The sequence below is a fragment of the Methylobacterium sp. CM6257 genome (assembly GCF_054611515.1).
The window spans coordinates 6,963,947-6,984,592 of sequence record NZ_CM137735.1 but is presented as its reverse complement, the minus strand read 5'-3'; the positions used below and the strand labels follow the sequence as shown (position 1 = coordinate 6,984,592).

The following is a 20,646-nucleotide window of genomic DNA, read 5'->3' as shown; positions in this document are numbered from 1 at the left end:
ATGATGCGGCTCGCAACTCGTCTGGCGGCAGGACCCGCGACCCAGAGGAAGCCGCTAAAATTCTCGCCAGACCCGCGTCCAGGCGGCATCGGGCCGGCGAGCCGCCGCCCCTCGCACTGGGTCCTTGAGCGCGTGGCGGCCCGCTCGGCGCGCCTGTCCCGCCTCGTCGAAGGTGGCGCGATCCGGATCGCGCTGGATGGCAAGCTGCAGCCGGCGGAGCTTCAGCGACACGCCGTCAGCGAGGCCGACCTCAACGAGGCTCTACGGCAAAGCGGGCTTGAGGATGCTACGGGCGCACGACGGGTCGTCTTGGAGCCGAGCGGCAGGATCAACGTGCTGAAAGCGGGCTGACCTGTGCTGACCGAACAGATCAAGCAACTGACGGTATTGCTGGCGACCGCGACCGAAGGCGTTGCCGGGCTTGTGATCGCGGTGGCCGTCATCGAGGCCGCGGCACGAACCGCCTTCGTGTTCGTGAGCTTCGCCAAACCCAGAGACGCGGTGGCGTCGCACGAAGCCAAGGAGGAGGTCCGGTTACGGCTCGGCCGTTGGCTTGCGCTCGCGCTGGAGTTCGAGCTTGGGGCTGACATCCTGCGCACCGCGGTCGCCCCGACCTGGTCCGAGATCGGACAACTGGCGGCGATTGCCGCGATCCGGACCATCCTCAACTACTTCCTGCAGCAGGAGATCGACAAGGCCGCGGTCCGGCGCGTGACGTCCGGCAGCCAGGCCGAGCCGCGCGTCTGACGATCTGCCTGTCGAACAACGGCGCACCCGAGTGGAAGGGCGGGATGGGCGCCCGGCGCGATACCTCCGTCCCCGCAGCCGGCTCTGAAAGACCGGAGCGCCGAACGCCGCCATGATGGCCAGCAGCTCGGCGACGCTGGGGGCCGCCTCTGCACGGGGCATCAAACCCTCGCGCCGGAATACCTTGTTCGGCGAAATGGTCGCCACGACGTCGAATCGCCTGTCCGGCTGAATCGCCTGTCTGGCCTGTCGGTCACGCGGCAGCTCACGGGTCTTCCCATCGTCCTCAATCCCGAATGTGGGAAGCCTCCTGCCGCAACCCTTCCATCCTCGGCGACACTGCAACGCGCTGTCGCCTCAGACGATTGCGTCAGCCCTTTGGATGCACTTCCCCAGGGTCCGCCGTGCGACGAACCCGAGGGTCGAGCCCTGGACGATGACGGAGAACAGGACGTCCGCCCAAGTCGTCGGCCGCAGGAACTCGCGCCAGCGGCGCGTCGACATGGCGAGGCGCGAGGCAAAGTCGGCGGCCACCGCCACTCCGATCACCACGTCGAGTCCCTCGACCAGCAGCTGCTGGGGCATGAACGAGGACACGACGATGAATGCGAGGGTCTTGAGGTCTAAGACCAGCAGGAGGTAGCGGAACCGGTGCGCGCGGTCGCTGTCGCCCTCGTACAGGTCCCGCAGCCTCTCGGTCAGATGTGTCATGCGCGAAGGAACGATAGCTCGAGATACGGACGCCGGAAATCTTACGTCCGACACGGTCCCTACGATCCGGCGCGAGCGAGGTCCCTGTCCTCCTTCCCGGAGATCGGGGGAGACGCGGGTTGTGCCTGCCGGGCTTCGGTGCGGTAGCCCGGGCAGGGTGCTTGGTCCATCAATCGAACCGGCATGTCGAGCGCTGGTCGGGCCGCCAGTGCCGGAGACCCGTGCCCGTGTCGCTTCATCCCCGCACCGTTTCGCTGCGCGCCCGCCCCGTGTCGGCTCTGCGTCAGCGGCATGGGATCAACCGCTCACCGTCCGGCAGGGCCCGCGGGCGCATGTGGTTCGTTCTCCATGGGAACGGGCCTCCGGTGTGAAGGGCTGGGTTGACACCTCGGCCGGCGCTCTCCCCCGCTTAGGGTCCGCCCCGGTCGGGCACCAGGTAGAGGTAGGCGACGACCGGCAAGCGTTCGCGAACCCGTTCGTAGGCTCCGGCGAACGTCGCGTCCCTGTCCTCGGCGCTTAAACCATCCCGGAAGGCGAGAACCATGGCGAGCAACACGCCGTCCGTGCCAATCTGAAGACTGCGCACGTCCACGATGCGCGCGATCCGGTCATCCATGCCGACTAGGTCGCGGGCCTGCGCCAGCAGGCGCGCGGAAGCACCCTCGCCGATGAGCAAGCTGCGCGTCTCTCGCGCGAGCACGACGGCGACGGCGACCAGCAGCACGCCGATGGCAAGCGAGGCCACGCCGTCCGCCCGAGTCTCTCCGAACTGGACCGAGACCGCGACGCCAATGGCGGCGAGCGCCAGGCCGGTCAGGGCCGCACCGTCCTCCAGGATCACAGTGAAGGTGCTCGGGTCCTTGGAGCGGCGCAGGGCTGACCACATCCCGGTGTCGGCATGCCGCCTGCGCATCTCCCGCCACGCGACGCTGAACGAGTAGCCCTCGAAGACGACCGCGAGGCCCAGGACCGTGAAGTTGACCCAGGCGCTGTCTATGGGCTCGGGGTGCCGGACCTTCTCGATACCCTCGTAGATGGCGAAGGCGCCGCCGAGGCTGAAGATCAGCAACGCGACGACGAAGGACCAGAAGTAGAGTTCCAGGCCGTAGCCAAACGGGTGGGCCTCGTCAGGGTGCCGCCGCGCTCGGTGCATTCCATAGAGCAGAAGCCCTTGGTCGACCGTGTCTACGAGCGAGTGCAGCGCCTCCGTGACCATCGCGCTTGACCCGGTGTAAAGCGCGGCACCGAACTTCGTGATGGCGATGGCGAGGTTACCCCCGAGCGCCGCGTAGACGACCGTGGTCGAGCCTTCCCGCTTCATGACGCAGCCGTCCGCATGGCCGACGAACCAAGACGAAATGCACGTCGCATGACTCCTCCTCAGGTGGCAGCGTCCTGCGGCCGATCCGAGAGGGTCTGGCGCGCGACCATGCCGAGGGTCGAGCCCTGGACGATGATCGTGAAGAGGACCACCTCGTAGGTCGCGGCCAGGATCGCCGGTTTCGCCCCGCTTTCCGGGACCGAAAGAGCCAACGCGACCGAGATGCCTCCGCGCACGCCGGCCCAGGTCAGGAACGGCACGTTGCGCGCCGAGAGGTAGCCGCCCCACTGAAAGGCCAGGAGCGGCGCACTGACGGCAGCAAGCCTTGCAACCAGCACGATGGGGACGGCGCAGGCCGCAAGCACCAGCCCATTCGCTTCGAAACGAAGCACCAGGACTTCCAGCCCGATGAGCAGGAACAGGACCGAATTGAGCACCTCATCGACCAGGGTCCAGAGCGAAGACACGTAACCCTGCGTGCGCTCGCTCATTGCGTCGCGCGGTGCTCGGTCGCCGACCAGCAGCCCGGCCGCGACCACCGCCAGGGGGCCGCTGGCCCCGAGCTTCTGGGCGAGCGCGTAGGTGCCGGCGACCAGCGCAAGGGTGATCAGCACCTCGACGGGGAAGTCGTCGATGGCCCGCATGGCGCGGTAGGCGACGTAGCCGGTCACCATACCGAGCGCGAGGCCGCCTCCGGCCTCCTGAAGGAGGAGCTTGGCAATCCCGCCTGCACTGGTCGCCTCGCCCCCAGACCCTGCCGCGAAGGCGAGCAACACCGTGAACAGCACGATCCCGATGCCATCGTTGAACAGGGCCTCGCCCTGCATCTCGACCTCCAATGCCTCGGGCACCTTCACGTTCTTCAAGGTGGCAAGCACCGCGACCGGATCGGTCGGGCTGATCAGTGCCCCGAAGACCAGCGCCCAGGGCAGCGGGACAGGTCGTCCGATGGCCTGGGCCGCTGCCCAGAAGGCGCAGCCCACCACGGCCGTCGAGATCAGCGTTCCGACGAGGGCCAGCGTCGCCACGGCCCAAGCCCGGTCGCGCAGTGCCCGCAGGTCGAGGCTCATTGCGCCGGCAAACAGCAGGAAGGCCAGCATGCCGTTCATCACCACCTCGGTGAAGTCGACTTGCCCGAGCACGCGCGTGAGGTCCTCGTAGAGGTGCTGCTCCGGGAACGCGAGGTCGAGGCCGACGAGGGCTAGAGAGGCGAATAGCCCCATGACCAAGAGGCCGATGGTGTGCGGGAGCCGCAGGAAGCGATGGTTGAGCCAGCCGAACAGGGCCGAGAGGGTCAGGAGCAGCGCGGCGAGGTCGAAGACGGAGATCACGGGCATTCCTTATCTGCGCGGCAATTGCCGGCGACGGATTGAAAGGGGATGGTTCAACGCCGCTCAATCCGCTCGGCCGCTCCCGCCGCGGCCAGCACCGTGTTGGCCGCATCGACATCCCCCTCCTGCTCCTGCGGAGGGAGCTTTCCGCCTCCGCTGGCCTGGCGACAGAGGCGGACGAGGTAGGGGAAGTGATCCGAACCGAAGGCCGCGAGACGTTCGACGGACATCGCCGCGAAGCCGCCCTCGTGAAAGACGTGGTCGAGTGGCCAACGCATCCAAGACGACTTAGCGTTCCAGGTTGCGACGTAGCCGTACCCGCGACGCGGGTCGGTTAGTCCGGCCAGCCGCTGTGTGCGCTCGACCGCGATCTCCCACGGCGTGGCGTTGAAATCGCCTGCGAGTACGCCTGGCTCGACCCGCTCGCGCAGTACGTCGGCCGCCGCGTAGAGCTCGGCATCCCTGCCGCGAGCGGATTGCCAGGGTTGCGGAGGCTTCGGGTGAACACCGACAAAATCGATGACCTCACCGGTGCGCAGGGTCACGCCGGTCACAACGGCCGGCGTGTCCTGTCCGGCGAGATGGCGGATCTGGGCGTTCGTCAGAGGGAGCCGCGAGAAGAGGTGGATGCCGTAGTACGAACCCGTGATCCGCTGCAGGGCGTGGGGCATCGACGCGAGCACGGGCTTCAGCGCCTCGTCCCACCAAGCGTCGGTCTCCATGGCGAGGAACAGGTCGGGCTCGACGCGCCCGATGGCCTGAACCAGCGGACGAGCATCGCGATTTCCGAGCTGAACGTTGGCGACCAGCACCGAAAGCCGACGCTCGGCTGGGCATTCGTCAACTGAAAAGCTTTGAGGCGGTAGATACGGCCAAAGGATCCAGGCGTCGACCGCCAGCGCGACCGCCACAAGGACGAGTGCCGCTGCAGCCGGTCTAGGGACTTCTCGAAGGAAGAAGAGGAGTCCGATGCCGGCCGCGACCAGCGCGGCGGCAAGCTGCAGGCGCGGGAAATCGAGCAGCCGGATCGCCCACCACTCGGTCGGGATCAGCGGGATCAGGCTCGCAGCCGCCAGGACCGCGGCGAGCAGGACGAGCGCCCAGCCGGCGACGGCCTTCACGACCGGCTCGGCATGGGCTGGCTCGCCTCCGGCCGCAGAACGCCGGTCAAGCCATCTCCCTGGTTGGACAGGGACTTGAGTACGCTGATCGAGCCGTCGGTCTCAAGCACGACTGCCGCGGCCTGCGAGAGGTCGTCCAGCCCTTCCGAGCGCAGCGCGGAGAGGACGTCGTCCCGGGTCATGCGCTGACGGCGCATCGCGCCCTCGACCAAGCACCCTCTGTGGGCGAGCAGGGTCGGCTCGGCTTTGACCAAAGCCTTGACCCTTGGCGACCGAACGCTCGACCACGTGATCAGGTACTGCAGCGCGATCAGCGTCGCGAGGGCGAGGATGCCTTCGAGGAGCGCCACCGACTTCGACAGGATGATGGAGGACAGCGTCGAGCCGAGCGCCACGGTCACGACAAGGTCGAAAGCGTTGAGCTTGGTCAGGGTCCGCTTGCCCGAGATCCTCAGGAACAGAATGAGGGCCACATAGGCCAAAGGCCCGACTACGACGACCCGCAGCAGGCCAGACCAGGTATCGAAGAACATTGCGGGCGTCCTCCTGGAGACGCTCGCCTGAGCGCGGCGACCGTCAACGCATGTTCGTGATCAGGCGCGCGACCCAAGCAGTCGGGCTTCCCTGGCATTCGCCAGCCGCCGAGCTGCCGGCCCGCCTGGGCATCGGGAGCTGTCGACCGGCAAGCCCCGGCCTGCAGCCATAGTTCCTCACAAGAAGGGCCGTCCGAGTTGCTGGGGCGACATATTGCTGCCCTCCGAACCTCGGGGCTTGCCGACGCGCGTGTGTTTGCAGCTCGCTTCGACAGTGCGCGGCCGCAGTTAGCAGACAGAAAATGCAAGCTTTTCTGCGCCCGGTAGGGTGATCTGATCAGATCAAGCCCTGCCAGCTTCTATACATTCGTGTCAGGATCCTCCCGACATCAAGCCACCGCTTCTCCGGACTCGTTCTCCGTTCGAGCGGGCCCACCTGACCCCCGGCGCCGGCAAATATCGCCTCACCGTCTTCCAAAGCGGTTCAGTGCGGCCGGAAGCTAAGGCACAAGTCAACTCACGCCACGGAGGAAGATCATGCGTTCTTTAGCGCTCGCTCTACTCGGCTCCTCGGCCCTCTTCGCGTCGGCCGCGATGGCTCAATCCACGACCAAAAGCGCGGCCGATACTCACCAGAACCAAGCTGGTCTTGCCGATTGCGACCAGTTGATCACGCTTCTGGACCAGCACAAGCCGAATGATGCCAAAGTGAATGCTGACACCGTCCGAGGCTGGAAGCGCGACAACAACGCTGACGCTTGCCACGACACGCTTGCGCGGCTCGATCCGAACTCGGCCAATCAGCAGGCTCAGGCGAACTCCCCGTCCGGCAACGCGCGCATCACTCTCCAGGAAGCGGCTCCGCAGATCCGTGTGCAGCAGGGCCAGCCGACCGTTACCCTGCATCAGATGCAGCCACAGATCACCGTGCACCAGCCCGCGCCGACTGTCACGGTCAACATCCCGAAGCCTGAGATCACGATACGCATGCCGCGACCGGATGTCGACGTGTCGCAAGCTCAGCCCAAGCTGCAAGTTGTCCAATCTCAGAACCAGAACCAAGCCGACGTGAATGTGCAGCGGCAGGGTCAGGCCCAGCCCCAGATCCAGTACAGCCAGGAACAGCCAAAGGTCAGCGTCAACCAGGAGCAGGGTCAGCCAAACGTCAAAGTCGAACGGACAAGCCAGTCCGACCAGGGAAAGGACCGTGGCGCCCGAACCACTGACCAGAGGCGCGCCTACGAACAGGAGTTTGGGAGCATCGACACCACCGCCAGCACGGGAACAGGTGTGGGTGCGACACACGCCATGCGCGTCAAGCAGCTCGACGAAATGGACGTCTACAATGTCAAGGGCAAGAAACTCGGCGAAGTCGACCGGGTGATCATGAGCCAGAAGAACAACAAGCGCTATGTTGTTGTCTCGCATGGCGGGTTCTTAGGGATCGGCGAGGATAAGGTCGCGTTCCCGCTCCAGCGCTTTGCAGTCAAGGGCAACGACAGGCTGGTGATCCGTGGCGTCAGCGAGCAGGACGTCGAGAACATGGACAACTGGAAGAACGACGTCTCCGACTACCGTAAGCTCGGGGACGACGATCAGGCGAACCTGTCCGTGATGCAGTAATTGCCGTTCACACTACGTCTGATCATCGCGCTCGATTTCTGCAGGATTGTACCATTCGTAGAAATCCTGCGCTACTAAGGTTTGAGCATGACCATGAAGCATTCGATCTTTGCCTCCGCGCTCCTCGCCGGGCTCGGCATGGGGGCAGCCCCCCTACCGTCGCAAGCCATGCCGATTTCCAATACGGGCATTGGGACCTCACCTCGTGTGAATATTATCCAGGCTCGCATGTCCCGCCGCCACAGGATGAGACAGGGCTCTGCGAGCCGCGGCAATGCTGGCATGCCGTCGCGCGGTGCCGGCGGACAGCAGTATGGTCAAACCACAGGCGGTCGTCGCCGGTAGTCCTTCAGGGCTGGTCTCAGAAGGTGATACTGGCCCACGACGACAGAATGAACCCGCCGATGGCAGCACTGCCCTCGGCGGCTTTCTCATGACTGCGGATGCCAGATGATCTTTTCGGAAGCGCTCGGACGCCTAGAGCAACTCGGCCGCTCGACCGCCGCGCTCCTGCCGGGGCTTGCTGTCGCCCTCATCCTGTTCGGCTTGGGGTTGCTGATCGCCCGAGGCGTGCGGGCCGCCGTTCGCAGGGCAGCCGCGCTGCGGGACGCCTCACCGGGCTCCGCTGCGGTGCTCGGGCGCATCGCTGGCGGGGTGACCATATTGATCGCGTTCCTGGTGGCCGCCTCGGTGGCCTTCCCGTCCGTCTCGGCTGCCGATCTGTTCAACTTGCTCGGGATCGGCGGCGTTGCCATCGGCTTCGCCTTTCGCGACGTCCTACAGAACCTGCTTGCCGGCATCCTGATCCTGCTGACTCGCCCCTTCGTCATTGGCGACCAGATCCGGGCCGGTTCGTACGAGGGGACGGTTGAGGACGTCTGGGTGCGGGCAACCGTGCTGCGCACCTACGACAACGAGCGGGTGCTGATTCCGAACGCCACACTATTCGTCGACAAGATCACCGTCATCACCGCCCACGATAAGCGCCGGCTCGCCTTCCCGCTGACCATCGGGAACGGCGACGACATCACCGAGGCGCGCCGCATCATCGTCGAGACGCTTCGTGGGACGGAGGGCGTGCTGGCGGATCCGCCGCCCGAGGCGCTGGTCACGGGCCTCGGGGCGGCCGGAGTCGACATGACGGCGCGGCTCTGGATCGACCCGCCTCGGCGCCGCGACGCGGTCGACGCGCTTGACCAAGCCATCTCGAACGTGAAGGACGCGCTCACGGCAGCCGGCGTCGACCTGCCGTACCCGACGAGCCAGATACTGTTGCACGACCAGACGGAGGAAGCCGACGGCGACCGCACCCGTCAGCGTGAGGGCTGGCCGGCCGGCGATAGCCCACCACGCGCACGGTGGCAGGTGCTCCGCAATGACGACGAAGTTCCTCGCCACGCGGAGGAGCGGGCATGAGGGCGCGCCTCCAAGCCTGGGTCGAGTTCCTGGGTGACCAGTTCTGGCTTCGCCCGGCCGTCATAGTCCTCGGCTGTCTGGCGCTGGCACAAGTCGCGGTCTGGCTAGAGACGGCGCAGGTCGCTGGCTACGATGCTTCCTCACCCGACAAAAACTGGGGCTACTCGGGCGGGGCGGAGGGCGCGCGCGCGCTCCTGAGCGCGGTGGCATCCTCCACCATCGGCGTGGCGGGGACGACCTTTTCCATCACCATCGCGGCGCTGACGCTGGCCTCGGGACAGATGGGGCCCAGGCTCCTGCGCAACTTCACCCGGGACGCCCGCAACCAAATCGTGCTCGGCATCTTCCTCGGAACCTTCGCCTACGCGCTGATGGTCCTGCGCACGGTGCGCACGGTCCAGGAGAGCCCGTTCGTCCCGCACCTCGCCATCAGCGGCGCCATCGCATTGGCCCTTCTGTCACTGGGCACCCTGGTCTGGTTCGTCCACCACATCGCCACCAGCATCAACGTCGAGACGGTGATCGACGCCGTCCACCACGACCTGCGCGACGCCGTCGAGGCCCGCACTCTGGAGGCGGCCGACGTCCAGGCTCCGGCCGAGCTGCCCGGCGGCGGCCCAGTTGCGATCGCGGAGGGCGGCTACCTCCAGGCGCTCGACACGGCTGGTCTGGCGGATTGGGCGCACGAGCGCGGTATCGTCATCGTGCTGAGGATCCGTCCCGGCGACTACGTCCCGAGTGGCTTCCCGGTCGCATTCCTTTCCGCCAGCGTGGAAGGAGCCGGTGATGCCGTCGCGCGCGCGCTCACCTTCGGGCGTCGTCCGGCCGCCTTGCAGGATCTGGAATACTCGGTGCGGCAGCTCGTCGAGATCGCCGCGCGGGCGCTCTCGCCGGGGATCAACGATCCGATGACGGCCGGCAGCGTGCTCGATCACCTGGGCGACGCCCTGTGCCGGATCGCGCCGCGCCACCTGCCCACGGGGGCGGTCACGCGGGATAGGCGTGTCGTCCTCGTCCACCCGGTCACCGACTACGACGGGCTGTGCGACGCGATGTTCCACATGATCCGCCAGAACGCGACCGGCTCGGTCCACGTCCTCGCCCGCCTGCTCGACGTGCTCGCCCGCGTCGCTGAAGTCGAGCGGCTGGCCGACCGCCTCGTCGTACTTCACCGACACGCCGATCTCGCCATCGCCGCCGCCCGGCGCGATGTCGCCGACCCGCACGACGTCGCCGATCTGGAGGAGCGGCACGCCCGCTTTCTATGTGTCCTAGAGGATCGCCACCCGCACTGACCACCCGATCTGACAGGCTTTCACCAGCTCCACCCCGCAGGAATTCCGCAACTATCTTACTGCAGCTGGCTACGAACACGACTTGGCCATCGCTTCTTGACCGGGAGCAGCACTACACCTCAAGCTATCGTCCCAGGAAATGTCATGCCGCGGATGGACCTCACCGAGCAGGAGCGGCGCGACATCGCCGCTTACCTCTACACGTCGCGATAGGTGAGCTCGCCACCGCACCATTCGGCTATGTGCCGAGAATGGAACGTGCCGGTGTTCAGAACCAAACATCGTTGGATGTCGGCCGCTTCGGCCTGACGAGACAATACCAGCCCCGCCCTTGACCGTTCCATTATGGGAAGCCTCATCTGGATGGGGCGCCACTTAGGGTAGAGCGTCATGATCTGCCCCAAAATCGATGAGATGGGATACGGCGGCTCCGCAAATCCTTGACTCGCGCCATCCAAGCCATCGAGCTGAATACCCGGATCGAGATGGACCTAGGCGCCAAGCTCGTAACGGTATCGAGCACTGGCGGCCCAGCAGATCGTATCGCCTTGACCATTACTGCAGCCGGATATCCGGCCGAGGTGCTGCCCGCGGTGGCTTGAGACGCGCGGCGGCAACCAAACCTTCACTTCCGCATTCACGTCCTATCTTCGGACGTGGTCCCGCCCCCGGAAACGGTGCAAGCCAGACCTCATGAGCCTCGACCGGAAAATCGTGCGCCTGATGGCGGCGATGATCCTCGCGATCATCGTCTACGTCGCGCCGTCCGCCGTCCAAGTCCACGAAGGCTACGCTCACCACGGCCACCACCATGCCGCGGCGACACAGCCGAACGTCGCCCCGCCGGCGGCCAAGACCGTCGCTTCTGCGATGACCGCCGCGCCCTGGCTCTTGGCTCAGGCCGCCGTGCCAACTTGGTCCAAGGTCGCTTTGACCATGAGCGGCGGCGCCAGCATCAAGCCGAGCGGGGACGATTGCTGCCCGGTCGGGTGCAAGACTCACTGCTGCAGGACAATGGGTTGCTGCGCCACCGGCATCTTGTCCGGTCCCTCCGCGCTGTCGCCGCCCTTGTTCCGGACCACGACGTTGATCCCAAGCGATGTCGCCGACCGCGCCGGCATCGGCCCCGAGGCTTTGCCCAAGCCCCCACGAACCCTCGCGTGAAGTAGGGCGCGCCTGAGGCGCGCGACGCCCGGAACGCGCCCGCAGTCGTGGCACGTCCGGACTTCCTAGCGCGAGTATTCCCGCCAGCATTCGGAGTGTCTGTTTTTGAACATCTCCGAACACTGAGGGTTTACACCTAAGGCATTTGCTGGACGACTTGATGCGGATCGAGTCAATTCTCCAGATATGCCGTTCTCAAGCCAAAATCGAAATGGAGAATTTGGATGCCCCAGATGTCGAGAGAGATGCAGTCCTGCATCGACGAGTGCCTGCGCTGCTACCAGACCTGTTTGGGAATGGCCTCGAACCACTGCTTGCCGACCGGCGGGAAGCATGTCGAGCCGGAGCACTTCCAGCTGATGCTCGCCTGCGCCGAGATCTGCCGGACCTCGGCGCATTTCATGCTGCTCGGGACTGCGCACCACAAACACACCTGCGCCGAGTGCGCCGACGTCTGCGAGGACTGCGCCCGGAGCTGCGAACAGGTCGGCGACATGCAGCACTGCGTCGAAGCCTGCCGCCGCTGCGCTGAGAGCTGCCGGAAGATGGCCGCCTGACCAGATCACCGAGAGACCTGACCGGGAGGGGCACCGCCCCTCCCGCCCAACGAAGAGGACGCCCATGGCATCGGCTACCACCCGCAAAGCCACCCTCTACCGCATGGTGATGCCGCAGCACGTCTGCCCCTATGGATTGAAGGCCAAGGATCTCCTGGAGCGCCGCGGGTTCGGCGTCGAGGACCACTGGCTCACCACGCGTGAGGCGACCGACCGCTTCAAGGAGGAGCACCGGGTCAAGAGCACACCGCAGACCTTCATCGACGGCGAGCGCGTCGGCGGCTACGACGACCTGCGCCGCCGCTTCGGCCTGGCCGTGAGCGATCCCAACATGACGAGCTACACGCCGGTCGTCGCGGTGTTCTCGATGACGGCGCTGATGGCGCTCGCCGCGAGCTACGCCGCGTTCGGCACGCCGTCCACGATGCGCGCGGCCGAGTGGTTCATCGCCTTCAGCATGTGCGTGCTCGCCCTCCTGAAGCTGCAGGATGTGGAGAGCTTCTCGTCGATGTTCCTGGGCTACGACCTGCTGGCCCGGCGCTGGGTTCGCTACGCCTACGCCTACCCCTTCCTGGAAGGCATCGCCGGCATCCTCATGGTGTCGGGCGCCCTGAACTGGCTGTCGATCCCCGTGGCCCTGTTCATCGGCACGGTGGGCGCGGTGTCGGTCTTCAAGGCCGTGTACGTCGACAAGCGCGAGATCAAGTGCGCCTGCGTCGGCGGATCGAGCAAGGTGCCGCTCGGCTTCGTCTCGCTCACCGAGAACCTGATGATGGTCGCCATGGCCGTCTGGATGCTGGTGATGCATCACTGACCGAGGCAGCCCGCATGTTTCCCACTTGGCTTCACGCGCTCGCGGTCCTGGCCCTGCTCCTGGGAGCCGCCTGCTCGGCACTGCTGTCCGTGCATGTGATCCGGCACCCGCAGCACATGACGGTGATGAACGTCGTCTGGCCGGTCAGCGCCCTGTTCGGCACGGTGGTCGTGGTCTGGGCCTACTTCCGCTACGGCCGCCTCGCGACCATGGAGGCGCACCACTACGCCAAGGCGCGGGGTGAGAAGCCGCCGAACATGACCGACACGCCGTTCCCCGCCATGGTGGCCAAGGGCGCGCTCCACTGCGGCAGCGGCTGGATGCTGGGCGATGTCGCCGCCGAGTGGCTGGCCTTCCTCGTTCCGGCGGTGGCGGTCTGGCTGGGCTGGCACTCGCTCTTCGGAGAGAAGACCTACGCCGTGTGGGTGCTCGACTTCATCTTCGCCTTCGGGCTGGGCATCGTCTTCCAGTACTTTGCCATCGTGCCCATGCGCGGCCTCTCACCCGGCGAGGGCCTCGTCGCAGCGCTCAAGGCCGACACGCTGTCGCTGATCTCCTGGCAAGTCGGCATGTACGGCTTCATGGCGCTGACCCAGTTCGCCCTACTGCCGGCGCTGGGCGCACCGCGAGCGGAAGTGGACACAGCCGAGTTCTGGTTCCTGATGCAGATCGCGATGGCCGCCGGCTTCGTCACGGCCTACCCGGTGAACTGGTGGCTCATCAGCGTCGGCATCAAGGAGCGCATGTAAGACCGCTTGGCGGTTGACGCAGGGACGAGGCAGTTTGGCACGCGTCGTGGGACTAAACGCTCGCCGATGATCTGGCCAACCCGCGTCCAGACAGGCCACCGCATAGTCTGTCGCGGGCCGAGCCCACCATGGAGGCCGACACGTTCGAGGTGCACGCTAGGTTCGCGCGAACGTTCCTGGCCCCCTGGTCGGCCTACCTCATCCTGCCGGTCTTCGGCTTCGCCAATGCGGGCGTGTCGCTCGCGGGCTTCGAGTCGCGGACACTGCTGGATCCTGTGACGCTCGGCGTGGCCCTCGGGCTTCTAATCGGCAAGCAGGTCGGCGTCTTCGGCTTCGTGCTCGCCGCGGTAAAGCTTGGGCTGGCGCAGCGGCCAGCTCATGCGGGATGGGGGCAGGTTTACGGCGTCTCGCTCTTGTGCGGCGTTGGCTTCACCATGAGCCTGTTCATTGGCCTGCTCGCCTTCGCGAACGCCCCCGCGCTGGAAGCCGAGGTCAAGGTCGGCGTGCTCGTGGGTTCCGTCGCTTGCATGTTGGCAGGCGCGCTCGTCCTGCTCGTCGCGGCGCCTCAGGAACCGCACCCTTAGATACCGCTTGCTTCGCAAGCTTTTGGCGACGTTCGGTGGCAGGCTTGGTCGGAAGCTGCTTCCCCGAGTTTCGCCATTCCACCGAACGCCGTGAATACCCCTATGTTGCTCGACGCCACCGCCATCTCGCTCACGGACATCCTGCTCCGGCTCGGAGCGGCGACAGCCTGCGGCTTGGTACTGGGTTTCGAGCGGGAGCGAAGGGGCAAGGACGCCGGCATCCGCACGCACGCCCTGGTCGCCTTGAGCTCGGCGGTCATCACGACCTCCGCGCTGAGCCTCTATGCCGAGGTGCAGGCGCGCGGTGGCGACGCCGACCCGTTGCGCGTGATCCAGGGGCTCGCCCAAGCCATAGGCTTCATCGCCGCCGGCACGATCTTCGTCGCCGGGAGCGATCCCGAGCGCCGGGTCAAGAATCTCACCACCGCCGCAAGCGTATGGCTCGCCGCCTCGGCCGGCATCGTGGCCGGGGCGGCCCAGTTCACGCTGCTCGCGGCGGCAATGGGATTCGGGCTCGCCATCCTCATCCTGATCACGGCCCTGAAGCGTCTCGGGCTTGCCCGGGAAGAGCCGGACGAATGACGCCAAACCCGCTTCTAAGGCCTGCCCGGCTCGATGCGGGTGCCAGCCTCGACCACACGCGCCAGTGACGACGCGAAACTTGACGAGCCTGCCGTCGGGCACGCCGGACAGGTCTCAGGTGTCGAGCCGCGTACTCAGCAACCGTCGTTCTTGCTCGCTTGGTCACCGAGCTTCTGGTTCGCCCCGGCATTGTTCAGGGCTCCGACGGTACCAGGCGAGGCCGGTTGCGGACCGCCCGCGAGATTCTTGCTGGACGTGCCCACGCCCGCACCCTGGTTGATGTTGGCTTCCGAGCCGGGCTTCTCACCGAGTTTCTGGTTGGCGCCAGCGGCGTTCATCGCGCCCACGGTACCGGGAGAGGCGGGCTGCTGGCCGCCCGCCAAGTTCTTGCTCGACTGGTCAACGTCCGAGCTCTTCGGGTTCACGTGCTGGGGCGTTGGGTCCTTCGCCTTGATCGTTCCTGTGCTGCAGGGCCCGGCGAGGCCCGGGACGACCGTGGCCAAGAGGAAGGGGATTGTAAGGTTCAGAACTTTCATTGGTTTTCTCCTAGTCTGATTCCATCGAAGATCATCGGTGAGATCGCTTCGCATGGAATGCCGCGCTGATCCCGCTCGAAGCTCGATGTCCGTGCCGGCAACGCCGACTCGGTCACCTGCCTGCCGCGTGGCTCAGGGCCAGATGGCGAGGCTTCGAACCATGCCACCTGGTACGAACAGCTCATCGCGCTCCGTTGGCAGCCGTCTCCTCTGCGAAGCGCAGCATTCCGGCCTTGTCGATGACCAGCTTGCCGTCTGGGCCCGGCTGCCGGCCGTACCCCGAGCCGACCACGCGGAAGCCGCAGCGTTCCGGGCAGTCGACCCGTAGCGTGTCACCGGAGGCGACCTTCTGCTTGCTCTCCATGGCGCCGCGGTCGACCGTGACCGTGTGCTCCTTAGTGTCTTGGTTGGCGATGGACACGGCGAAGGCGGGCGTTACCAGGACCATCAACATGCCCCCCCCGCGGCGAGGCCAGTATTGAAGCCGAATCTTCGCTTGATGACTGCATGTGACATAGGTGCGTTCTCCCAATGGTTCTGGTGAGGCCGACGGAAGTAGCGGCATTACTCGCGACCGCCTCCTCTTTTCAGGTTCCAAAAGTCCGACCCCCAGGAACTCTGACGCTTGCCAAGGCCAAGATCTCAGGCGCGCGAGTGCCGCATGGAGGCAGATGGCGAAGGCTTAGGTGCCAGTCCTTCGTCTAGGTCGCGATCAGCTGGCGGAGCGGACCTGAACTGTCCTGCCGGGATCGAGTTCGGTCTGCTGCTGACCTTTCTTCCATTCCGGCATGGCCTTGATCTGCTCGTCGCTGAGATCCCGGGTGACAAGGCGGTCGCCGCGCATCACGACATTGCTCAGCGGGATCGCGACCTGCTTCTCGCCGAGGCCGAGGAAGCCGCCCTTGCCGATCACGATGCTGTTGCGGCCCTGACCGTCCGACACGACGTGCTCGACATCGCCGAGCATGTCGCCGTTGGCGTTGTACAGGTTCATGTCCTTGAGCCGCGACACGGCGAGCGCATGCTGGTCGCCCTGTGCCGCCTTGCCCGTGCTGCCGGTCGCGTCGATGGCCTCGAAAGCGGAGAAACCGTGTGGCCCTAAGGTCATGACGACTGGATTGCCATCCTTCGTCTTGGCTTGCACCACGTAGGCTTGGGCGACCACCTTGACGTTTGTGAAGCCGGCGTTCTGCAGGTCCTGCATCAACTTCTTGGTGGTGAGCAGGTTGTCCGCCGATGCCTGCTGGCCGCTGGCGGCCCCCTTGGCGGGCATCGAGCTGGAGGACGTGTTGGCCGGATTGGAAGGGCTATTGGTCGACTGTGCCGATGCCGCGCCCGGAAGAACGAGCGCACTGGCGCAGAGGGCAGCAAGATGCAGCTTCATGTTCATCTCCTTCTGAGCTCGCATCCGGAGGTGAAGGGAATTCACCCGAAGATACCAAGCGGCTATGCTTGAGCGGTGCCGTTGATGGCGGACGGGAGATCCGTATCGACCGCAGGAAGGAAAGTGGTTGGTCGCTGGTCGAACAGGAGTCGGGGCACTCCGCAGAACACTGTCAGGGCGATCCTGACAGCGATACCCGTCGGCCCGACTGAATACTTGGAGTTGCCCCGTGCCTTTATCGGCTCACAGGCTTATCGGCCCATTCGGCGTTCGAGAGCGCGGGCATACGGCATGAGACTGGCAATCAGGCTTTTTCGCCAGCATCTTGTCTCAGATTGGCGTGACCGTGGATATTTCGGCCTCAGCATCCCGAGATGCCCCAATTGTCACGCGAGAACCGGGAGAACTTGGGGGTAATTGGGCGCCCGCGGAGGCGACGACATCGGTGAGGTCGCGCTTCGGCTCCGATGGGGAACCTGTGGTGCTCCGCCTGTCGGAATGATGGTCCATGCCTATGCCAAGCCGAGAGCGACGGACGAACTGCCCTTCACTCCATCCGGTCCTCTGCAGTGAAACGTACTACTTAAGGGCGGACGACCAAGCCTTCAGCGACACCTCCGGGCATCGGATTTCATAGGCACGCCAGCCGCTGCGAACGTGCCATCGTGTCCGGTTGTCCGCCGCAGCTCGGAGGACTCTCAACCATTCACCGAGCGACGGCTGGCGGCAGTTCGCGCCCGAGGATTGCGGCCGCGCGACCTCGCCTGAGCATCGCCTTGATGCGAAGCTCCCGGCTCATGCGCCTTAGCTTGCAGGCTACGGCTTGTTTCTCCGTGCCTCCATGATTTGTCGCCGCCCGCACCAAGGCGTCGGCGATGTTGTCGAGTGTCATAGCCTCGCGGACGAGAGGTGTGATACTTTCCTGCATGGGTCCTCAACCTGCATCCGTGACGCTCGAGTGGCGCGCAGACTTCTTGCACAACAATTTATCCTTCGGCAGCGGCAAGATGTCGTTTGTAGACATTAGCGCACGGTGAGTGCGTCGAGCCAGCCATGCGAGGCGCCATAGCGGATGATCTCCGCGCGTGTGCGCAATCCGAGCTTCTCGGCCGCCCGGGCCTTGTAAGTCTCCACGGACTTCACGCTCAAGTCGATGCGCCTCGCGATCTCCTTGTTGCTGAAGCCTTGCGCGATCAGCCGCAGCACCTCCGTCTCTCGTGGGCTCAGTGCCTCCCCGGTCTCGCCTGGGCCGGCGCCAGCGGCTGTGGCGGATGGATCCCCTAGGGCATGACAGGCGATAGATGGGTCGAGGTAGATGCCGCCGGTGGCCACAGCCCGAACGGCGCGGAGAAGGTCGTCCGCGGCCGAGCGCTTCAGGAGGTAGCCCCGGGCACCCGCCTTGAGGAGCGGCTGGACGTAGGCCGCGTCCTCGTGAACCGTCAGTACGAGAACCCGGGTGTCTGGGCATTCGTTCGCCACCCGCTCGGCCAATTCGAGGCCGTTCAGGCCGGGCATTGACACGTCGACGACAGCCACGTTGGGCCCGGATGAACAGATCATCGGAAGCGCGTCGCTGCCGCTGGTCGCCTCACCGACCAGCTCGATCTCCGGATCGGCGTTCAGGAGCGCCCGGATGCCCGCGAGGACGATCGGGTGATCGTCGGCGAGGACGACGCGAATGCGATCCGTGATAGGTTCCTCCCGCGACATCAGGCGAGCTGCTGTGGGTACGGTATCCGGACGAACAGCGTGGTCCCCGACCCCGGCGACGTCTCGAGCGTGAGGCTGCCCCGCAGCAGGGACAAACGCTCGCGGATGCCGGAAAGGCCCAGCCGCGGTTTGGCAGGCGAGCCATTTGTGGGTGGGACGGGTGCCGCCTCGGCATCGAAGCCGACACCGTCATCCTCGATGATCACGCGCACCTCCTCTGGGCGCTGCTCCAGCGACACGCTGACCGCGGAAGCTTGTGCGTGCTTGAGGACGTTGGTGAGCGCCTCCTGCACGATCCGATAGATGGCGGTCTCGACCGGTGCCGGAAGGCGGACACTCTCGCCGATGACCTGGAAATCTGACCGGATATCGTGACGCAAGGTCCATTGGCGCAGCAGGGTGGCGAGTGCCTCCCGCAAGCCGAGGTCGTCGAGCGCGGTCGGGCGCAAGTCGACGGCGGCCCGGTGGATGTCGCGTCCGATCTCACCCGCGAGCGACTGCAGCCAATGCACCTGACGGCAGGCATCGGACGGCGCTCGAGCGCTTTCTAGTAGTGCTTCCAGGCTCTTCAGGCCGAGCGATAGGCCAGTGACCGTCTGCCCGACCTGATCGTGCAACTCGCGCGCGATCCGGCGTTGCTCGTTTTCCTGCGCCTCTCCGAGACGGCGGAGGAGTTCGGCGCGCTCGGCCTCGGCGGTCTTACGCGGCTGGATGTCCGTCACCACCCCGTAGATCAGGCCGGCGGGTGTTTCCTTTTGCAGTTGCGGCACGCGACCGGTCATACGGATCCAGCGCGGGCCGGAGCCCGGAGCGACGACCCGGAATTCAACGTCGAGAGGGACACCGTCGGCTAGGCTCTGCCGGAGAGCATCAGACAGCGGCTCGCGGTCATCGGCGTGGACCGCGTTCAGGACATCCCGGGCATCCGCGTCGCTTTCCCGACCTTCCGGGATTGCCGCGCTCCATCCGAGGAGTCGGGCCGCGCGGGCAGAGCCGGTCACCTTTCCCCGCGCGGTGTCCCAGCGCAGGGTGCCGAGTTCCGCGGCCTCTACGGCCACGGCGCCCTGCTCCTCGCTGGACCGCAGGGCCAGGGCGAACCGCGCCTGCTCGCCGGCCCGGCGCTGCGCCATGTCGCGGCCCACGAGACCGACCAGCGCCAGGCCGAGGCCGATGCTGAGCACACTTCCGCCTGCCAGCACGAAATAGGAGCGCGAGACTGGTGCGTTCAGCGTGGCGGCCGGCATCCCGAAATGCACCGACCAGCCGCCCGTAGCCTTGAGCGTGCGGTACACGACCTCAACGTTCGAGCCCTCCAGCGTTGATCCATTGTAGAAGCCCTGCGGAGCTCGCCGGATGGCTGACTGTAGGGCGGCGTTCGCAGGATGGCCGAGTTCCTCCGCCTCGGCACGGGTGCGAGCTATCGTGTTGCCGTCCGCGTCCACGATGGTCCCGACCCAGCCCTCCGGTGCGCCGGCGTCGCGCAGGATCGAGCTGACCGCGTTGGTGGCGAGCCCGACCGAGAGGACGTAGCGGAGTGTCCCGTCTCGAATGACCGGCACCCGAAGGGCGACCAGGCGCTTGCCGGAGATCGATCCCACTGGCCCGATGCCGCCCACCACGGGACGCTTGGACCGCACCACTGCGTCGAAGCTCTTGCGGTCCGCGGTCGGGCCGAGTTCCTTGTCGAGGGAGCGGAGCAGGTTGACGACCTGCACGCCGTCGGGATTGGAGAGCTCGACGGTCTCCCACAGCGGGTGTGCTTGCCTGAGCCGCTCGGCTTCAGCGTAAAAGGCGGTGAGGTCCGGCTGGTCGAGGCTGGCCGAGGCCGCCTCGGCGCCGAGAACCGCGATCTGGGCGGCGATGTCGGAGGCGACGCGCTCGGCCACACGGGTTGCGCTCGCAACGGCGGCATCCCGTGTGAGGTCACGCTGCTGCTGCGCCATCAGCGTCGCGACCCAGCCGCTGAGCAGCAGGACCGGGATGGCGGCCGCGAAGGCCAGGGCGACGAAGGTGCGGCCACTGCCGCGGTTCAGGTGATCTCCGGGTGTTCGATCGCGGTCCTCTGGTCTTTGGTCGTTCATCAGCAACCGCTCGTACAGGCCTGCGGCCGACGGACAAGGAAGCGGTCGCAGCTTCGTAGCCGTGCAGCCTGCCTTTGTTCCCGACCGCAGACCAGCGGCGAAGGCTCGGGATCCTAATGACGGACCATCAGGCGGCCCAATCGTTCGTCCGGTGAGTCTCCGAGCTCCGGCAACGGATCCCGTTCGGACGAGGCGCACTCGTCCGTGTCACCCAAGAGGCGGCGCCCCGACTCGATAACCTGAATGGCCTGAGGATCGCCTCGGTCCTCCCGCACGCTACGTTCCAGGCGTCGCAGCCGGCCGATCAAGTCCGGCGGCGCCGCTGCTCCGGCGGTTAGCTGTGCCTCCACCAGAACCGTCACGATCCGCTCCAGGCGGCCCATGGAT

The 20,646-nt window shown here is 66.0% G+C and carries 21 protein-coding genes and 1 pseudogene; 11 read left to right on the top strand and 11 right to left on the bottom strand.

The genetic code is table 11. The features are described 5' to 3' along the window. Together ACYCO6_RS34180 and ACYCO6_RS34175 are read left to right on the top strand one after the other, a co-directional pair. Nucleotides 1-351: a YetF domain-containing protein gene (locus ACYCO6_RS34180; protein ID WP_459767792.1), complete on the top strand. Its 351-nt coding sequence runs from the start codon at nt 1-3 to the stop codon at nt 349-351. A 3-nt stretch (nt 352-354) separates the two neighbouring features. Continuing rightward, nucleotides 355-747 carry a DUF1622 domain-containing protein gene (locus ACYCO6_RS34175; protein WP_459767789.1) on the top strand — a complete coding sequence of 131 codons (393 nt, stop codon included), beginning with the start codon at nt 355-357 and terminating at the stop codon, nt 745-747. 357 nt (nt 748-1,104) lie between these two features. Here ACYCO6_RS34175 and ACYCO6_RS34170 read toward each other — a convergent pair whose 3' ends face one another. The 5 genes from ACYCO6_RS34170 to ACYCO6_RS34150 form a co-directional block, all read right to left on the bottom strand. Continuing rightward, complete coding sequence (locus ACYCO6_RS34170; RefSeq protein ID WP_459767787.1) at nt 1,105-1,458, bottom strand: hypothetical protein; 354 nt, start codon at nt 1,456-1,458, stop codon at nt 1,105-1,107. 409 nt (nt 1,459-1,867) lie between these two features. Beyond that, entirely contained in the window at nt 1,868-2,779 is a 912-nt protein-coding gene (locus ACYCO6_RS34165; RefSeq protein WP_459767785.1) for a cation diffusion facilitator family transporter, read from the bottom strand. A 59-nt stretch (nt 2,780-2,838) separates the two neighbouring features. Further along, nucleotides 2,839-4,110 (bottom strand): cation:proton antiporter, encoded by a 1,272-nt coding sequence (locus ACYCO6_RS34160; protein WP_459773856.1) that lies wholly within the window; start codon nt 4,108-4,110, stop codon nt 2,839-2,841. Between the two features lie 53 nt (nt 4,111-4,163). Then, nucleotides 4,164-5,231, bottom strand: a complete 1,068-nt coding sequence (locus ACYCO6_RS34155) for an endonuclease/exonuclease/phosphatase family protein (protein WP_459767783.1) — start codon at nt 5,229-5,231, stop codon at nt 4,164-4,166. Further along, a complete protein-coding gene (locus ACYCO6_RS34150) occupies nt 5,228-5,764 on the bottom strand; it encodes a DUF421 domain-containing protein (RefSeq protein ID WP_459767781.1) in 537 nt (178 codons plus the stop codon). Before ACYCO6_RS34150 ends, ACYCO6_RS34155 begins: the two co-directional genes overlap by 4 nt. A 537-nt stretch (nt 5,765-6,301) precedes the next feature. Here ACYCO6_RS34150 and ACYCO6_RS34145 point away from each other — a divergent pair. From ACYCO6_RS34145 to ACYCO6_RS34105, 9 genes and pseudogenes are all read left to right on the top strand, one after another. After that, nucleotides 6,302-7,387, top strand: a complete 1,086-nt coding sequence (locus tag ACYCO6_RS34145) for a PRC-barrel domain-containing protein (protein ID WP_459767779.1) — start codon at nt 6,302-6,304, stop codon at nt 7,385-7,387. Nucleotides 7,388-7,837: 450 nt separating this feature from the next. Next, complete coding sequence (locus ACYCO6_RS34140) at nt 7,838-8,803, top strand: mechanosensitive ion channel family protein (protein WP_459767777.1); 966 nt, start codon at nt 7,838-7,840, stop codon at nt 8,801-8,803. Continuing rightward, complete coding sequence (locus tag ACYCO6_RS34135; protein WP_459767775.1) at nt 8,800-10,098, top strand: DUF2254 domain-containing protein; 1,299 nt, start codon at nt 8,800-8,802, stop codon at nt 10,096-10,098. Before ACYCO6_RS34140 ends, ACYCO6_RS34135 begins: the two co-directional genes overlap by 4 nt. Before the next feature lie 693 nt (nt 10,099-10,791). Further along, nucleotides 10,792-11,262: a hypothetical protein gene (locus ACYCO6_RS34130; RefSeq protein ID WP_459767773.1), complete on the top strand. Its 471-nt coding sequence runs from the start codon at nt 10,792-10,794 to the stop codon at nt 11,260-11,262. A gap of 224 nt (nt 11,263-11,486) precedes the next feature. Further along, on the top strand, nt 11,487-11,819 hold the full coding sequence (locus tag ACYCO6_RS34125) for a four-helix bundle copper-binding protein (protein ID WP_459767771.1): 333 nt from the start codon (nt 11,487-11,489) through the stop codon (nt 11,817-11,819). 64 nt (nt 11,820-11,883) lie between these two features. After that, nucleotides 11,884-12,633, top strand: coding sequence for a MauE/DoxX family redox-associated membrane protein (locus ACYCO6_RS34120; protein ID WP_459767769.1), 750 nt, complete (start codon nt 11,884-11,886; stop codon nt 12,631-12,633). A 14-nt stretch (nt 12,634-12,647) separates the two neighbouring features. Continuing rightward, a complete protein-coding gene (locus tag ACYCO6_RS34115) occupies nt 12,648-13,382 on the top strand; it encodes a DUF4396 domain-containing protein (protein ID WP_459767767.1) in 735 nt (244 codons plus the stop codon). Between the two features lie 83 nt (nt 13,383-13,465). Continuing rightward, a pseudogene (locus ACYCO6_RS34110) lies at nt 13,466-13,966 on the top strand (Na+/H+ antiporter NhaA); the annotation flags it as partial. A 102-nt stretch (nt 13,967-14,068) separates the two neighbouring features. Further along, on the top strand, nt 14,069-14,548 hold the full coding sequence (locus ACYCO6_RS34105; RefSeq protein WP_459767765.1) for an MgtC/SapB family protein: 480 nt from the start codon (nt 14,069-14,071) through the stop codon (nt 14,546-14,548). Between the two features lie 134 nt (nt 14,549-14,682). On the opposite strand, the gene ACYCO6_RS34100 is transcribed toward ACYCO6_RS34105, so the two are convergent. From ACYCO6_RS34100 to ACYCO6_RS34075, 6 genes are all read right to left on the bottom strand, one after another. After that, nucleotides 14,683-15,084 (bottom strand): exopolysaccharide production protein YjbE, encoded by a 402-nt coding sequence (locus ACYCO6_RS34100; RefSeq protein WP_459767763.1) that lies wholly within the window; start codon nt 15,082-15,084, stop codon nt 14,683-14,685. A 181-nt stretch (nt 15,085-15,265) separates the two neighbouring features. Then, nucleotides 15,266-15,538, bottom strand: a complete 273-nt coding sequence (locus ACYCO6_RS34095) for a hypothetical protein (RefSeq protein ID WP_459767761.1) — start codon at nt 15,536-15,538, stop codon at nt 15,266-15,268. 258 nt (nt 15,539-15,796) lie between these two features. Then, a complete protein-coding gene (locus ACYCO6_RS34090) occupies nt 15,797-16,468 on the bottom strand; it encodes a PRC-barrel domain-containing protein (protein WP_459767759.1) in 672 nt (223 codons plus the stop codon). Between the two features lie 1,023 nt (nt 16,469-17,491). Next, nucleotides 17,492-18,178 (bottom strand): response regulator transcription factor, encoded by a 687-nt coding sequence (locus ACYCO6_RS34085; RefSeq protein WP_459767757.1) that lies wholly within the window; start codon nt 18,176-18,178, stop codon nt 17,492-17,494. Next, a complete protein-coding gene (locus tag ACYCO6_RS34080; RefSeq protein ID WP_459767754.1) occupies nt 18,178-20,259 on the bottom strand; it encodes an ATP-binding protein in 2,082 nt (693 codons plus the stop codon). Before ACYCO6_RS34080 ends, ACYCO6_RS34085 begins: the two co-directional genes overlap by 1 nt. A 113-nt stretch (nt 20,260-20,372) precedes the next feature. Further along, the gene (locus ACYCO6_RS34075; protein WP_459767752.1) at nt 20,373-20,642 is read right to left on the bottom strand and encodes a hypothetical protein; all 270 of its coding nucleotides are present in this window, start codon (nt 20,640-20,642) and stop codon (nt 20,373-20,375) included. Nucleotides 20,643-20,646: the final 4 nt, after the last annotated feature.

What these genes read in the sequence shown, in the direction of transcription:
- ACYCO6_RS34105 (WP_459767765.1), top strand. Translation starts at nt 14,069, where the DNA reads ATGTTGCTCGACGCCACCGCCATCTCGCTCACGGACATCCTGCTCCGG.
- ACYCO6_RS34125 (WP_459767771.1), top strand. Translation starts at nt 11,487, where the DNA reads ATGCCCCAGATGTCGAGAGAGATGCAGTCCTGCATCGACGAGTGCCTG.
- ACYCO6_RS34140 (WP_459767777.1), top strand. Translation starts at nt 7,838, where the DNA reads ATGATCTTTTCGGAAGCGCTCGGACGCCTAGAGCAACTCGGCCGCTCG.
- ACYCO6_RS34150 (WP_459767781.1), bottom strand. Translation starts at nt 5,764, where the DNA reads ATGTTCTTCGATACCTGGTCTGGCCTGCTGCGGGTCGTCGTAGTCGGG.
- ACYCO6_RS34180 (WP_459767792.1), top strand. Translation starts at nt 1, where the DNA reads ATGATGCGGCTCGCAACTCGTCTGGCGGCAGGACCCGCGACCCAGAGG.
- ACYCO6_RS34130 (WP_459767773.1), top strand. Translation starts at nt 10,792, where the DNA reads ATGAGCCTCGACCGGAAAATCGTGCGCCTGATGGCGGCGATGATCCTC.
- ACYCO6_RS34135 (WP_459767775.1), top strand. Translation starts at nt 8,800, where the DNA reads ATGAGGGCGCGCCTCCAAGCCTGGGTCGAGTTCCTGGGTGACCAGTTC.
- ACYCO6_RS34075 (WP_459767752.1), bottom strand. Translation starts at nt 20,642, where the DNA reads ATGGGCCGCCTGGAGCGGATCGTGACGGTTCTGGTGGAGGCACAGCTA.
- ACYCO6_RS34080 (WP_459767754.1), bottom strand. Translation starts at nt 20,259, where the DNA reads ATGAACGACCAAAGACCAGAGGACCGCGATCGAACACCCGGAGATCAC.
- ACYCO6_RS34165 (WP_459767785.1), bottom strand. Translation starts at nt 2,779, where the DNA reads ATGAAGCGGGAAGGCTCGACCACGGTCGTCTACGCGGCGCTCGGGGGT.
- ACYCO6_RS34085 (WP_459767757.1), bottom strand. Translation starts at nt 18,178, where the DNA reads ATGTCGCGGGAGGAACCTATCACGGATCGCATTCGCGTCGTCCTCGCC.
- ACYCO6_RS34100 (WP_459767763.1), bottom strand. Translation starts at nt 15,084, where the DNA reads ATGAAAGTTCTGAACCTTACAATCCCCTTCCTCTTGGCCACGGTCGTC.
- ACYCO6_RS34115 (WP_459767767.1), top strand. Translation starts at nt 12,648, where the DNA reads ATGTTTCCCACTTGGCTTCACGCGCTCGCGGTCCTGGCCCTGCTCCTG.
- ACYCO6_RS34090 (WP_459767759.1), bottom strand. Translation starts at nt 16,468, where the DNA reads ATGAAGCTGCATCTTGCTGCCCTCTGCGCCAGTGCGCTCGTTCTTCCG.
- ACYCO6_RS34095 (WP_459767761.1), bottom strand. Translation starts at nt 15,538, where the DNA reads ATGTTGATGGTCCTGGTAACGCCCGCCTTCGCCGTGTCCATCGCCAAC.
- ACYCO6_RS34120 (WP_459767769.1), top strand. Translation starts at nt 11,884, where the DNA reads ATGGCATCGGCTACCACCCGCAAAGCCACCCTCTACCGCATGGTGATG.
- ACYCO6_RS34170 (WP_459767787.1), bottom strand. Translation starts at nt 1,458, where the DNA reads ATGACACATCTGACCGAGAGGCTGCGGGACCTGTACGAGGGCGACAGC.
- ACYCO6_RS34145 (WP_459767779.1), top strand. Translation starts at nt 6,302, where the DNA reads ATGCGTTCTTTAGCGCTCGCTCTACTCGGCTCCTCGGCCCTCTTCGCG.